The organism is Mesorhizobium sp. M7A.F.Ca.CA.002.05.1.1 (assembly GCF_003998335.1).
Lineage (GTDB): Bacteria > Pseudomonadota > Alphaproteobacteria > Rhizobiales > Rhizobiaceae > Mesorhizobium.
In genome coordinates this window covers 1-12,977 of record NZ_RZQI01000060.1, presented here as the reverse complement: position 1 = coordinate 12,977, position 12,977 = coordinate 1, and the positions used below count along the sequence as shown (strand labels likewise).

Here is a 12,977-nt window from a genome sequence, read left to right as displayed (position 1 = left end):
CACGACAGCCGCGCCGGGATGGTCTCCGGCTGTTATTTGAGCATGATTCCGAAAGTCAGTTCCAGCCCGGAAAAACGCCCTAGCGGACGACCAGCACCGGGATTTCCGTGTAGGACAGCACTTCCGCCGTCTGGCTGCCGAGAAGCAGCTTGCCCAGTCCGCGGCGGCCGTGCGAAGCCATGACGATCAGGTCGCAGCCCAGGGCCTGCGACAGTTCCAGGATGGCTTCGGCGGGCCGCTTGTCCTCGACATGCACGACCTCCGCGGAGACGCCGACGGCGTTCGCCGACGCCTTGCACTTGTCGAGCACTTCCTTAGCGTGTCGTCCCGCCTCTTCCTTGTAGGCAGCCAGTTCGTTGCCGGCGGCATAGCCGGCCATGGCACCCCCCAAGGCGAAGATCGGGAATGGTTCCGAGACGGTGACGAAGGTGACAGCAGCGCCGAGGCCCTTGGCCAACGTCAGGCCGTGAGTAACGCCCTTGTCGGCCAGTTCCGATCCGTCCGTGGCGATGAGCAGATGTTTGTACATGACGATCTCGACTTGTTGTGCAAGGGCCTGTGCCCTTGTGGTGGCGGGAGCCTTGTGGAGGCTGGCCTTGATATAGTTGCGGCCTCGGGCCGATCACAGGGCCGGCCCGCCGCCGATCAAGGCCAGGCGACCACGCAGTTTTGTACCAAGCGGATTCCCCTTTGCCGCATCGTCGCTTAAGGTGCCGGCGACACTGAAAGGCATTCCATGAGCAACGCGTATCCCCAAATCCATCTGGTCCGGCATGGTGAGACGGCATGGAGCCTTTCGGGGCAGCATACCGGCCGCACCGACATGCCGTTGACCCCGGTTGGCGAGGCCGCCGCGCGGGGTGTCGCCGATAGGCTCAAGGGGCTGTCTTTTTCGGCCGTATGGTCGAGCCCGTCGCAGCGCGCCTACAACACCAGTGTACTGGCCGGCTTCGACGCGCAGAGCGTCAAGAAGGACGATCTGCAGGAATGGGACTACGGCGCCTATGAGGGGCTGACGACAAAACAGATCCTGGCCGAGCGCCCCGGCTGGAATGTGTTTCGCGATGGTTGTCCAAAGGGCGAGATGGCGGCCGATGTCGGCGCGCGGGCCGACAGGATTATCGCCGGGCTGCGCGAGGCCAATGCCGGCATATTGGTGTTTTCCAGCGCGCATTTCTTGCGCGTGCTGGCGGCGCGCTGGATTGGCCTGCCGCCCGAAGGCGGCGCGCTGCTTGTGCTCGAAACAGCCAGCATCAGCGTGCTCGGCTACGAGCATGATTTGAGCGAGCCGGTCATCCGGAAATGGAACCAGAAGTAGGGCGGCTTTGGCCAGCGGCGCCGCTTCCGCCCTACCTGTCGAATTTCTTGATCGCTTCGGCGGTCACCGGCGTGAAGAAATTCACCAGATTGCCATCGGGGTCGCGAAACAGCAGCGAGCGATTGCCCCAGGGCATTGTGGTTGGCTTCTGCACAGTAACATTCCTGACGAGGTCCGAGAGCCTGGCGAATTCAGCATCGACGTCGCCGACGCGGAACTCGAGGATGACGGTGTGGTTGTCGGCGGGGCGGGCGATGTCGCCGCCGAACAGCATCAAGGTGCGCGTGCTGCCAATCGCCAGCGTGCAGGCCGGTGTCGCCAGTTCCGCGAAGTCTTCCGTGTAGACCGTCACGGGCATGCCCGTGATCTCGCCGTAGAAGCGCACGAGGCGCTGAACGTCCGAAGTGATGATGCGGACAGAGACGAAATTCATTGCTTTGGCTCCTGATCGTTGAAGCCGTGGCCGGCTCCCATCCGACCTATAGGCTAGGCCTCCGGACAGCTTTCCGTCAGGAAGGATTGCTGTGAGCCTGCACCAGCGCACGCGCTGCTTACCCCGTCAGCAGCGCCAGTTCCTCCGGTGTCAAATGCCGTGCCGTGCCCTTGGCGAGGTCGCCGAGCGGCAGGCGGCCGATGGCGATGCGGATGAGGCGCAGGACCTCGACGCCGTGCGCGGCGAGCAGGCGGCGGATGTGGCGGTTGCGGCCTTCGTCGAGCACGATCTCCAGCCAGGCGGTGCGGCCACCGCTGCGCAGCAATTCGATCGAGCTGGCGCTCAGGATCTCGCCGTCGACGCTCACGCCCGCGCGCAACGTCTTCAACATCGCCGCGTCCGGCACCGTGCCGACCTGCACGTGATAGGTTTTCGGCAAATGCGAAGCCGGGTCCATCAGCCGGTTGGCAAATCGGGTGTCGTTGGTCATCAGCAGCAGGCCTTCGCTGGCCTTGTCGAGGCGGCCGACCGGCGAGACGAAGGGCAGGTCGAGCCCTTCGAGGCAGGCATAGACGGTGTCGCGCTGCTGCGGGTCGTCGCGGGTGGTGACCAGCCCGCGCGGCTTGTTGAGCATGAGATAGACCTTGCGCTCGGCAACCACCGGCCTGTCGTCGACGACGATGCGGTCGCGGTCGAGGTCGACCCGCAGGGCTGCATTGCGCACCACCTTGCCGCCGATGCGCACACGGCCTTCGGCGATCAGCACCTCGGCCTGCGTGCGCGAGCACAGGCCGAGCTTCGACAGTGCCCGGTTGAGACTGACGCCCAATAGCTTGCTGGTGTGTAGTTTGCCGGCGGGTGGCTTGCCGTTAGGCGGTTTTCCGGCGGGTGGTCGTGCTGCCATGCTGCGGATCGTCCGTTATGACAGACAGATGCCACGGGGGGTGACGGCTTCGCAAGCTGGATGCGGCGAGGGCCGGCAACCCGAGGCCAAGCTTGATCCAGGTCCGCCGCGCATTGGAAGCCGATCGGCGGTTTCAGAATTTGCGCGGGTCGATACCTTTGGTGCCCGGTCCGTAGGGGCTCGGATAGATCTCGCCGATGGTCATCAGTTCGATCTCGCCATCGAGGGTGGAGCCGATGATCTTCACGTCGGGATCATCGCAGCAGAATTCCCAGATCACTTGCCGGCATTCCGCGCACGGCACGCCCGAATAGGGGCCGTGGCAGACGATGGCCTCGATCTGCCGCTCGCCCGCCGCAGCCATCTGCATCACCGCGTTGCGCTCGGCATGCACCGATTGCTGCAAGGTGACGATCTCGACATTGCAGGCGGCGAACAGCCGGCCAGATGAGGTGCGCACGGCCGAGCCGACCTTGTGGTTGGAGTAGGGCGTGTAGGCCTTGTCGCGCGCTTGCGCGGCGGCTGTGACAAGTGCCTGGTCGGCACTCGAAAGCTTGTCGAAGCTGGTCTTCTTCATCGGTCTCTCCACATCCATGCCCCATCCCGCACTGATTCAGGATGGAGCGCTATCTCTTTGCTTTCTTGCGACCTTTCCTGGCTCAAGCGTCCTGCCGCTCCGGCCGTGTAACGAGCCCGGCGGCGAACGGGACGACCGAAAGGAAGAAGCCTACCAGCGAGGCTGGAATGCCGCCGGGTTCGCCCATCAGCACGAGGATGGCGGTCGAGCCGGCGCCCAGCACGATGGTCGCCAACATCGACCAGGAGGGAATGCGCCAGCCGAACGTGGCCGATAGCACGGGCAGCAGCAGGCCCGGCACATAGACCGAGAAGCCGAGCATCAGGATGGTGACGATGCCGGGCACGCTGAGCGCCACCACCAGCGCCACCAGGCCGAGCACGAGCAGCAGGATGCGGCTGGTCCACAGCCTTTCCCTGTCGCTGGCGTCGGGGCGCAGCCGCGAGATCACGTCGCGCTGCAGGGTGGTGGCGGTGATCAGCAATGTCGTGCTGGCCGTCGACATCGCCACCGCCAGGAAGGCGGCCACCAGCACGCCGATGATGCCATGCGGCAAAAGCTGCACCATCAGGTCCGGCATGGCGTTGACCGGGTTGGTGCCGGACGGCAGCAGCGCCTTGGCTGCGACGCCGAGGAAGGTGAGGATGACGCCGAACACGGCCATGATGACGAAGCCGTTGATCAGGCCCTTGCGCGCCGTCTCCGGCGAGTTGGCGGAAAAGACGCGCTGGAAGCCGATCGTGTCGATGAAGCCGGCGGGCAACAGCAGGAACCACACGAATAGCGTCGCAGGCGGCACGTTGGCGAACAGATTGTAGAAGCCGGGAATGTCCCTGGTCGCCTCATAAACATGCGAGACGCCCGGTCCGAAGATGACGAACAACGGCGCCACCACGCCGATGACGACCAGGAAGATGACCGCCTGCAGCACGTCGGTCGCCACCACAGCGAGGAAGCCACCCAGCATGGTATAGACGATGACGACGAGGAAGGCGACGATGGCGCCGGTGGTCGGGTCCATCCCCGAAAACAGCGTGAACACCATCGAGATGCCGAACACCTGCGCGGCCGCCCATGCGAGGTAATTCCAGCTGGTGACCAGCGAGGCGGCGACCCGCACCGAACCCGGATAGTCCTGCGCGACGATGTCGGGCGTCGTCACATGCATGCGCTGGCGCACGATCTTGGCCAGGAAGATGCCCATCAGCAACAGTCCGATCGGGAAGGTGAACCACCACCATGTGCCCGAAATGCCGTAGCGGACCACCATTTCAGGCGTGCCGAACAGGCCGGCAAGCCCGGTCCACGAGGCGAAGGCCGAAATGGTCAGCCACAGCGGCCCCATGCGCCGGCCGGCGACGATGTAGTCTTCCTCGGTCTTGATCGAGCGGGCGAAGAACAGCCCGATTGCGGTGACCGCCACGAGATATACGGCGACAACCGCGATATCCAGATTTCCCATTTTCTACCCCTTCAGGTGCAAAGCCAAATGCCGCGCCACGCCTTGGTGCGGCGCCGTTCTGTCCGTTGCCCCTTTTCGGTGGGGCTTGACGACCCTCTGCAAGATTTGTCACATGCAAAAAACTTTTTTGCAAGTGCTGAATATGGACCATGATCGGAGACTGCGAATGACCCAGGCGAAGGCAAATCTGGCAAACCCGGAACTGGTCGAACGCGGCCGCGCCCGTATCGCCTGGATCCGTTCGCGCATGGCGATGCTCGCCACCCTGCGCTCGGAGTTCCGCGAAACCCAACCCTTCGCCGGCCGGCGCATCGGCGTGTCGCTGCATGTCGAGCCGAAGACTGCGGTGCTGCTCGAGGTGCTCGCCGAAGGCGGGGCCGAGATCGTCGGCACCGGCAATCATGGCTCGACGCAGGACGATGTCGTCGCCTTCCTGCAAAGCCAGGGCATCGGCGTGTTCGGCAGCCGCGCCGACACGCTGGCCGACCATCACGCCAATCTGGCGCGGGTACTGGATGCCAAGCCCGACATGCTGCTCGACAATGGCGCCGACCTTGCCGCCGGCATCATCGAACGCGGCTGGGCGGCCTCCATTCTCGGCGGCACCGAGGAGACGACGTCCGGCGGCGACCGGCTGCGCGGCGAACTGGCCGGCAAGGTGCCGTTTCCGTCGATCGTCATCAACGACAGCCCACTGAAGGCGATCGGCGAGAACAAGCACGCGGTCGGCCAGTCGGTTGTCGAAAGCTTCATGCGCATCACCAATCTGATGATCCCCGGCCGGCGCTTCTGCGTTATCGGCTATGGCTGGTGCGGGCGCGGCATCGCGCAGTACCTGCGGGCGCTGGGCGGCCGCGTGGCGGTCGTCGAGGTCGACGAGATCAAGGCGCTGGAAGCCGCCCTCGACGGCTACCGGGTGGCGCCGCTGGCGGATCTGGCACCATGGGCGCAGGTGTTCATCACCGCCACGGGACGCGCCGGCGTGCTGCCGGCCAGCGCGATTGCCGCCATGCAAGATGGTGCGGTGCTTGCCAACTCAGGGCATTTTCCGTGGGAGATCGACACCGAGGGCATGCGTGCCATGACGACCGGTAGCACCGATCTCGACGGCACCTTGCAGCGTCTCGACCTTGCCAATGGCCGGCATGTCATCCTGGTCGCCGACGGGCGCATGTTCAACCTTGCCGGCAGCGAACCGAAGGGCAATTCGATCGAATCCATGGACATCGGCTTCATGCTGCAGGCGCTGTCGCTGGAGCGGGTGGTGAAGGGCGCTACCGGCGAAAGACCGGCGCCAGGCGCGCAGCCGGTGCCCGACGACATCAACCAACGCATCGCCAGGCTGATGATGGCTACGATGGGGGCTGCCTTGTAACTATAGTAGCTCCTGATTCTATCTCTCTGTTTTGACGCAATTCCTGCCGGAAACCGTTTCACACTTTTCCTGGAATTGCTTGGTCCGGGAAGGATTGTGGGGCATGGCTGGCAAGACTGCGGAAGCGCCGGACTATTCGGTACCGGCCCTGGAAAAGGCGTTCGACGTCATCGAGCTCTTGGCTGAGCAGAAGGACGGGCTGAACCAGGGCCAGATTGCCGAGGCGGTCGGCCGCTCGATCCACCAGATCTACCGCGTGCTGCAGGCGCTGGAACGGCGCGGCTATATCTTTCGCGATCGCCCGGCCGGGCTCTATTTCCTGTCGACCCGCATGTTCGAGCTGGCGCACCGGCATGAGCCGCTGCGCGGCCTCGTCCAGGCAGCGCTGCCGTCGATGCGGCGGCTGTCCGACTCCATCCAGCAGTCCTGCAATCTCGGCGTCCACAATGCCGGAAGGGTACTGATCCTGGCGCAAGTGGAAAGCCCGGCGGCCTTCGGCTTCCGCGTCCGCGTCGGCGCCGAGTTCCCGCTGTTTGCCACCGCCACGGGCCGCACGCTGATGGCGTTCCAGCCGCAGGATAGAGTCAACCAATGGCTGCAAGTCTCTGGTGTTCTTGACGAAAAGGCCGAGGTGGAGCGTGCGCTTGGCCGCATCCGTACCGCCGGCCATGAAGAGGTGGCGGACGGGCTGCAGCCGGGTGTCATCGATCTTGCCTTTCCGGTCATCGGGCCGTTCGGCCACTCCGTCGCCGCGCTGACCGTGCCCTATGTGGCGACCACCTACAGCATGCTCGACCTTGCCACCGTGCGCCACCATGCCGCGCAGGCGGCGCAGGAGATCCGGCTGGTGCTGGCGCCCGAGCCATTAGGCCAAAGCGAGGCCTCGTGACCGCTTCGTTCGCGCCGATAACCAAGACCGTCGTCATCGGTGCCGAGCCGGCCAAGGTCTGGCGGATACTGACGACGCCAGAAATGATCCCGCAATGGATGTCCGACGAGGAGTTGACCGTCAGCCTGCAAGGACAGGCCGGCGGCGCGATCGTGATGCGCGGATTGCTGCACGGAATGCCGTTCGAGAACCATGGCACCATCCGCGCTTTTGAGCCGGGAAGGAGCTTCGCCTACAGCTACTGGAGCACGTTGTCGGCCCCGCGTCTGGCGGACGTGCCCGAAAACCACACGGTGGTCAGCTTCGATCTGGCGCCAGCGGATGAGGGAACGCTGCTGACGCTGACGCTCAGCGATTTTGCCGAACCGGCGATCCGTCCGCATGCCAATCTCTACTGGGGGCCGACCTTGCAGATCCTGAAGGCGGTCTGCGAGCGCGTTTGAGGGCGGGCGTCTCCCCGCGGACGGTCGTCCCGCCCTTACTCTTTGGGGTGTCGGGCGAGAGCCAGCGCGCGGATGCGGTCGGCGACGGCGCTGTCGACCGGGTTGTAGACGGTCAGGCTCAAATCCGGCCGGCCGTCGACCGCGAAGCCCGAATATTCCAGTTCGATATCGCCGAGTTCCGGGTGCTTCAGGCGCTTTGTCCCGTCGCCGTGGCTGAGCACGTCGTTTGCCCGCCACAGGGCGGCAAACTCGGGGCTGGCGCTGCAAAGCTCGTCGACGAGTTCGCGCACCTCGGAGACCGCGCCGGCGCGGGCCGCATCGGCACGAAACGAGCCGACCACGAAACGGGCCAGGTTTTGCCAGTCGTGCTGCCTGGCGCGGATATGGGGACTGAGGAACATGAAGCGCAGGATGTTGCGCTCGCCCTCGGGCAGGGCGCTGTAGTCGGTCAGCACGACCCGCGCGGCGCGGTTCCAGGCAACGACGTCCCACGTAGCGGTCCTGACTATGGCGGGGCTGGCATCGAGCGTGTCGATGAGGCGCTGCAGCCGTGGGCTGACACCCTCGGCACCGGTGTAGCGGACCTCGGGCGGGCGCCCGAGCCCCAGCATGAAAAGATGTTCGCGCTCCGCCTCGGTCAGCAGTAGCCCCTTGGCGATGCGATTGAGGACATCGGCCGAGGGTGCGCCGCCGCGGCCCTGCTCCAGCCATGTGTACCAGGTCGGGCTGATGTTGGCGCGTTGGGCGACCTCTTCCCGGCGCAGTCCCGGCGTGCGTCGGCGGCCCGAAAAGCCGAAGGAAGCCGGATCGAGCCGCGTGCGCCGGTCTTTGAGGAACGCTGCCAGCGAGCCGGCGGAATTGGAGGGCATCCTGTTAGCCATTATACCATGATAAGATCACTACTTTAATAGAATAATAGACCAGCAATATTACGCAGGCAACTGTGCAGGAGATTTTGCATGCGTATCTTTCTCACCGGCGCGACCGGTTTCATCGGTTCGGCGATCGTTCCCGAACTCATCAAGGCGGGCCACCAGGTGGTCGGCGTGACCCGCTCCGACGCCGGCGCCGAGGCGCTGGTCGCGGCAGGCGCCGAGGTGCATCGGGGCACCCTCGAAGATCCCGAGGGGCTGCGCGACGGCGCGGCGAAGGCGGAGGCTGTGATCCATACGGCGTTCGACCATGATTTCTCGCGGTTTGCCGAGAATTGCGAAAAGGACAAGCGCGTCATCGCCGCTCTCGGCGCCGCCCTGGCCGGCTCCGACCGGCCGCTGGTGATCACCTCCGGCGTCGGCATGGGCAGCCCTGGGCATGGCGAACTGGCGATTGAGGACGTCTTCAATGCCAGCCACCCCAATCCGCGCATAGCCTCCGAGCTGGCCGGCAATGCGCTTCTGGAAAACGGCATCAATCTGTCGGTGGTGCGGCTGCCGCAGGTCCACAATCCGGTCAAGCAAGGGCTTATCTCGCCGCTCATCGAGATCGCGCGTGAAAGGGGCGTCTCGGCCTATGTCGGCGAAGGCCGCAACCGCTTCTCCGCGGGCCATCTCCTCGATGCGGCGCGGCTTTACCGGCTGGCCGTGGAAAAGCGGCAACCGGGAGCACGCTATCACGCGGTCGGCGAGGAAGGCGTCGAGGTGCGGGCCATCGCCGAGGCGCTTGGCCGGGGCCTGAAATTGCCGGTCGTCTCCATCGCGCCGGAAAGAGCGGCGGAGCATTTCGGCTGGATGGCAATGTTCGCGCCGATGGATCTGCCGGCCTCCAGCGCGCTGACACAGGCACGATTGGGCTGGCATCCGACCGGCCCGACGCTGATCGCCGATCTCGACGCCATGCGGTATTGATGCGCCTAGCAACGTTTGAGGTGAGCCGAAGTCTCTGAACTTCGTCATCCCTGGGCGAAGCAGGAGCGCAGCTCCGTCGCGGAGACCCTGGGATCCATGCCGCGACCTTAATCATAGGGTGCAGCGGAGCAGAATTCTGCACCGCTGCGGGGCTTCCGAGTCCCGGCATGGATCCCGGGGTCTGCGCTGCGTCGCTTCGCTCCTTGCTCCGCCCCAGGATGACGACTTTTCGGGATCATGCTCCAGGGCTGACCGCGTAGCGCAGATGGACGAGCCCATGCGCCAAGGCCTCGCAGCTCATCAGGGACAACTGCATCTTGCCCGCCAGGCCGCTCTCGCCGAACTCGACGAAGGCCTGGTTGGCGGCGCGTCCATCGATCGCGGGCGCCACGAGAAGGCTCAGTTCATCGACGAGCCCGGCCGCAAGGAACGAACCGTTGATGCCGGCGCCGCCCTCAAGCAGCAGCCGGCTTATGCCGAGTTCGCTGCCGAGCATCTCGAGCACAGCCGCGAGATCGATGTCCGCCGCTTCCGACACGATATAGGACACGCCGTCAGCGGCAAGCTCGGCCAAATGGCTGTCGGCGACGTCGCGCCCAAGCAGCACCACGACATGGTCGCCGCCGATGTCGGGTTTGGAAAAATGGAGCTTGCCCGAGGCATCGAGCGCCACGGCATAACTGCCCGCATCCATTTGCGCGAAATGATAGGGCCGGTCGACCTTGCCGACATTGGCTGGTGGGTGCGCGGCGGCCTTGCTCATCTCGGCCATGGTGACGCGGCCGACGATCCAGGCGTCAGCCGCGAGATCACTGTGGATATGTTCGTAGAGGCTCGACCACTCCGCCCGGGTCCCGTCCGGACTTGTCGTGTAGCGGCTTGGATGAAGGCTGCCGTCGAGTGATGCGAGCATATGGCAGACGATTTGCGGCTTCATACGGGTTCTCCAGATCACAAAAACTTCGCGAGTCAGTCCAAGGTAGTGCCGGGCAGAGGGAATGGAAGCCAAGCATCTCAGGGAGATGTTGCCCACGCTGCAAACCAAAATCCGACAATTCCGATAAATTGCCCGGCACCTCTGTTATATCGAGGTTGCACAAATGGTTGACCCTGGGTTAGCATCCCCAGGCAGGCGTCGGTGGGAGGCTCTTTTTACAGCGGCGGCCAGCTGGAGCGGCATGCGTTTTCGGGCGCAGGGAGGATGCTCCACACTTTGAACCGACGCATGATCCTTCCTGAAACCGATCCCGGTTTTCGGGGTCGTGCGTTCTTGTGGAGGAGGATCCCATGAACAGACGTGAATTCCTGCTGTCGTCCGCGGCTTTCGGCGCCATGATGGTCGCCGCGCCCTCGGTGTTTGCGCAGGACAAGCTCACCATCCTTGGCTCGGTGCCCAGTCTCGGCTTTCCGTTCTTCGTGCACATGCTGAACGAGATCAAGGCGGAAGCCGCCACGCAAGGCGTCAATTTGACCGAAAGCGACGGCCAGAACTCGGCCACCAAGCAGACCGCCGACATCGAGGCGGCCTTGGTGCAGAAGGTCAACGCCATCGTCATCTCGCCGCTCGACGTCAATGCGCTGGCGCCGGCCATCGAGGAAGCGGTCAAGGCCGGCGTTCCCGTGGTGACGATCGACCGCCGTGTCGACGGCGTCGAGGGCATCCTCGCCCATGTCGGCGCCGATAACGTCAAGGGCGGCGAGGCGGAAGCCAACGCGGTGGTGGCGGCGTTCCCCAACGGCGCCAAGCTGTTCCATCTGCAGGGCCAGCCCGGCGCCGGTCCGGCGATCGACCGCAACAAGGGCGTGCACAATGTGCTCGATCCGCTGAAGGACAAGTACCAGATCGTCTTCGAGCAGACCGCCAACTTCGCCCGCGCCGAAGCGCTGTCGGTGACCGAAGCCGGCCTTGCCGCCAACGGCAAGCCGGACGCCATCGTCTGCGCCAATGACGACATGGCGCTCGGCGCCTTGGAGGCCTGTGCGGCGCGCAACTTCACCGACGTCAAGATCTACGGTTTCGACGCGCTGCCGGAAGCGCTGGTCGCGGTGCGCGACGGCAAGCTTGCGGGCACCGTCGAGCAGTTTCCCGGCGAGCAGTCGCGCACCGCGGTGCGCATCGCGGTGGCCTTTGCCAAGGACAAGACCGAGCCGAAGGAGAAGCTGGTGCTGCTGACGCCGATCGTCATAGGCAAGGACAATCTCGACAAGGCGGAGCGGATTGGCGAGACGAAGTAGGGGTTTGGCGGGGATCGGCCGATTGGCAAAGCCGGCGGGACAGCGCTCCCCTCTGTCCTGCCGGACAGAGGGGGGGGGTCAAGCGCTGACAGGCGACATCAACTGCATGGAAGGAGCCACCCTTGCCGCCAGCCGCTGAAGCCGCATCGTCCGAACCCATCCTGCTTGCCGTCGAAGGCATCACCAAGCATTTCTCGGGCGTCACCGCGCTCAGCGACGTCTCGCTCGATATCCGCCCCGGCGAGATCCTCGGCCTGCTCGGCGAAAACGGGGCCGGCAAGTCGACGCTCTTGAAAATCCTCTCGGGCGTCATGCCGCCGTCGGGCGGCCGCATCACTTTCGACGGTGCCGATTATCATCCATCCAGCCCGCAGGATGCCAAGCGGCTCGGCATCGTCACCATCTACCAGGAGCTCAGCCTGATCCCGACGCTGACGGTGGCGGAAAACATCTTTATCGGCCGCGCGCCGACCGGTCCGCTCGGGCTGGTCAGCTGGAGGCGGATGGAGCAGGACTCCCGCACGATCGTCGCCCGCGTCGGCCTCTCCATCGATCCGATGACGCCGGTGTCGGCGCTGTCGGTGGCCGAACAGCAACTGGTCGAGATTGCCCGCGCCCTGTCGCTGAAAAGCCGGCTGATCATCATGGACGAACCGACCTCGGCGCTGACCGAGACCGAGGTGCAGCGGTTGCTGTCGATCATGGACCGGCTGCGCAAGGACAAGGTCGCCATCATGTTCGTCACCCACCGGCTGGAGGAAGCCTCCGCCATCTGCGACCGCATGACGGTGCTGCGCGATGGGCGGCTGGCCGGGCATCTCGACCGTGAGGGTGGACCGATCGCCCTGCCCAAAATCATCGAGAAGATGGTTGGCCGCGCGGCGTCCGAGCTCTACGCCCGGCCGGCGCAACGCGCGGTGGCCGGCGATGTCGTGCTGTCGGTGCGCGGCCTGCGCACCGTGCGCGATCCCGAAGCGCCGCACGCCATCGTGCTCGACGGCGTCGACATCGACCTCAAGGCCGGTGAAATCCTCGGCGTTGCCGGGCTTGTCGGGTCGGGCCGCACCGAGCTGGCGCGCGCCATCTTCGGCGCCGACCGTATCGCGGCCGGCACCATCACGCTCGATGGCAAGCCGATCGCCCCGGCATCGCCCGCAGACGCCATTGCGCTCGGCATCGGCCTGCTGCCGGAGGACCGCAAGCACCAGGCGATCTTTGCCGCGCTGGGCATCCTGCCGAATTTCTCCATCGCTTCGCTGGGCAGCTTCAGCAACGGTTTCGGCTTCATGGCCGAGCGGCGCGAGCGCGATGCGCTGTCCGGGTTTCGCAAAATGCTGTCGATCCGCATGGCTTCGGCCGAGCAGGCTATCGAAGGCCTGTCGGGCGGCAACCAGCAGAAGGTGATCCTGGCGCGCTGGCTGGCGCGCGATCCGAAAGTGCTGATCGTCGACGAGCCGACGCGCGGCGTCGATGTCGGCGCCAAGACCGAGGTGCACC

At 65.0% G+C, this 12,977-nt stretch carries 14 protein-coding genes; 7 read left to right on the top strand and 7 right to left on the bottom strand.

The window, feature by feature from the left end; all coding sequences use genetic code 11:
- Window positions 1-79: 79 nt before the first annotated feature.
- Window positions 80-529 (bottom strand): universal stress protein, encoded by a 450-nt coding sequence (locus EN939_RS05455; RefSeq protein WP_127267216.1) that lies wholly within the window; start codon window positions 527-529, stop codon window positions 80-82.
- A 207-nt stretch (window positions 530-736) separates the two neighbouring features.
- Here EN939_RS05455 and EN939_RS05450 point away from each other — a divergent pair, with 207 nt between their 5' ends.
- The gene (locus EN939_RS05450) at window positions 737-1,318 is read left to right on the top strand and encodes a histidine phosphatase family protein (protein ID WP_127267215.1); all 582 of its coding nucleotides are present in this window, start codon (window positions 737-739) and stop codon (window positions 1,316-1,318) included.
- Between the two features lie 31 nt (window positions 1,319-1,349).
- On the opposite strand, the gene EN939_RS05445 is transcribed toward EN939_RS05450, so the two are convergent.
- The 4 genes from EN939_RS05445 to EN939_RS05430 all read right to left on the bottom strand — a co-directional run bounded on the left by EN939_RS05445 (window position 1,350) and on the right by EN939_RS05430 (window position 4,694).
- Complete coding sequence (locus EN939_RS05445; protein ID WP_127267214.1) at window positions 1,350-1,751, bottom strand: VOC family protein; 402 nt, start codon at window positions 1,749-1,751, stop codon at window positions 1,350-1,352.
- A gap of 118 nt (window positions 1,752-1,869) precedes the next feature.
- A complete protein-coding gene (locus EN939_RS05440; RefSeq protein ID WP_236382725.1) occupies window positions 1,870-2,655 on the bottom strand; it encodes a pseudouridine synthase in 786 nt (261 codons plus the stop codon).
- 133 nt (window positions 2,656-2,788) lie between these two features.
- Window positions 2,789-3,232, bottom strand: coding sequence for a cytidine deaminase (locus tag EN939_RS05435; protein WP_164748890.1), 444 nt, complete (start codon window positions 3,230-3,232; stop codon window positions 2,789-2,791).
- Window positions 3,233-3,314: 82 nt separating this feature from the next.
- A complete protein-coding gene (locus EN939_RS05430; RefSeq protein WP_127267212.1) occupies window positions 3,315-4,694 on the bottom strand; it encodes a sodium:solute symporter family protein in 1,380 nt (459 codons plus the stop codon).
- Window positions 4,695-4,860: 166 nt separating this feature from the next.
- On the opposite strand from EN939_RS05430, the gene EN939_RS05425 reads away from it, so the two are divergent.
- The 3 genes from EN939_RS05425 (at window position 4,861) to EN939_RS05415 (ending at window position 7,401) form a co-directional block, all read left to right on the top strand.
- Entirely contained in the window at window positions 4,861-6,069 is a 1,209-nt protein-coding gene (locus EN939_RS05425; protein WP_127267211.1) for an adenosylhomocysteinase, read from the top strand.
- A gap of 103 nt (window positions 6,070-6,172) precedes the next feature.
- Complete coding sequence (locus EN939_RS05420) at window positions 6,173-6,958, top strand: IclR family transcriptional regulator (protein ID WP_127267210.1); 786 nt, start codon at window positions 6,173-6,175, stop codon at window positions 6,956-6,958.
- The gene (locus EN939_RS05415) at window positions 6,955-7,401 is read left to right on the top strand and encodes an SRPBCC family protein (protein WP_127267209.1); all 447 of its coding nucleotides are present in this window, start codon (window positions 6,955-6,957) and stop codon (window positions 7,399-7,401) included. The genes EN939_RS05420 and EN939_RS05415 overlap by 4 nt, the downstream gene beginning before the upstream one ends.
- A gap of 35 nt (window positions 7,402-7,436) precedes the next feature.
- On the opposite strand, the gene EN939_RS05410 is transcribed toward EN939_RS05415, so the two are convergent.
- Window positions 7,437-8,270: a helix-turn-helix transcriptional regulator gene (locus tag EN939_RS05410; RefSeq protein ID WP_164748891.1), complete on the bottom strand. Its 834-nt coding sequence runs from the start codon at window positions 8,268-8,270 to the stop codon at window positions 7,437-7,439.
- A 90-nt stretch (window positions 8,271-8,360) separates the two neighbouring features.
- Between EN939_RS05410 and EN939_RS05405 the strand changes: the two genes are divergently transcribed.
- On the top strand, window positions 8,361-9,245 hold the full coding sequence (locus EN939_RS05405) for an SDR family oxidoreductase (protein ID WP_127267207.1): 885 nt from the start codon (window positions 8,361-8,363) through the stop codon (window positions 9,243-9,245).
- 235 nt (window positions 9,246-9,480) lie between these two features.
- Here the strand turns inward: EN939_RS05405 and EN939_RS05400 are convergent, their stop codons facing one another.
- Window positions 9,481-10,182 (bottom strand): RibD family protein, encoded by a 702-nt coding sequence (locus EN939_RS05400; protein ID WP_127267206.1) that lies wholly within the window; start codon window positions 10,180-10,182, stop codon window positions 9,481-9,483.
- Window positions 10,183-10,532: 350 nt separating this feature from the next.
- On the opposite strand from EN939_RS05400, the gene EN939_RS05395 reads away from it, so the two are divergent.
- On the top strand, window positions 10,533-11,480 hold the full coding sequence (locus EN939_RS05395) for a substrate-binding domain-containing protein (RefSeq protein WP_127267205.1): 948 nt from the start codon (window positions 10,533-10,535) through the stop codon (window positions 11,478-11,480).
- Window positions 11,481-11,602: 122 nt separating this feature from the next.
- Window positions 11,603-12,977 (top strand): sugar ABC transporter ATP-binding protein (locus tag EN939_RS05390; RefSeq protein ID WP_164750887.1); only part of this gene is annotated, 1,375 nt, incomplete at its 3' end.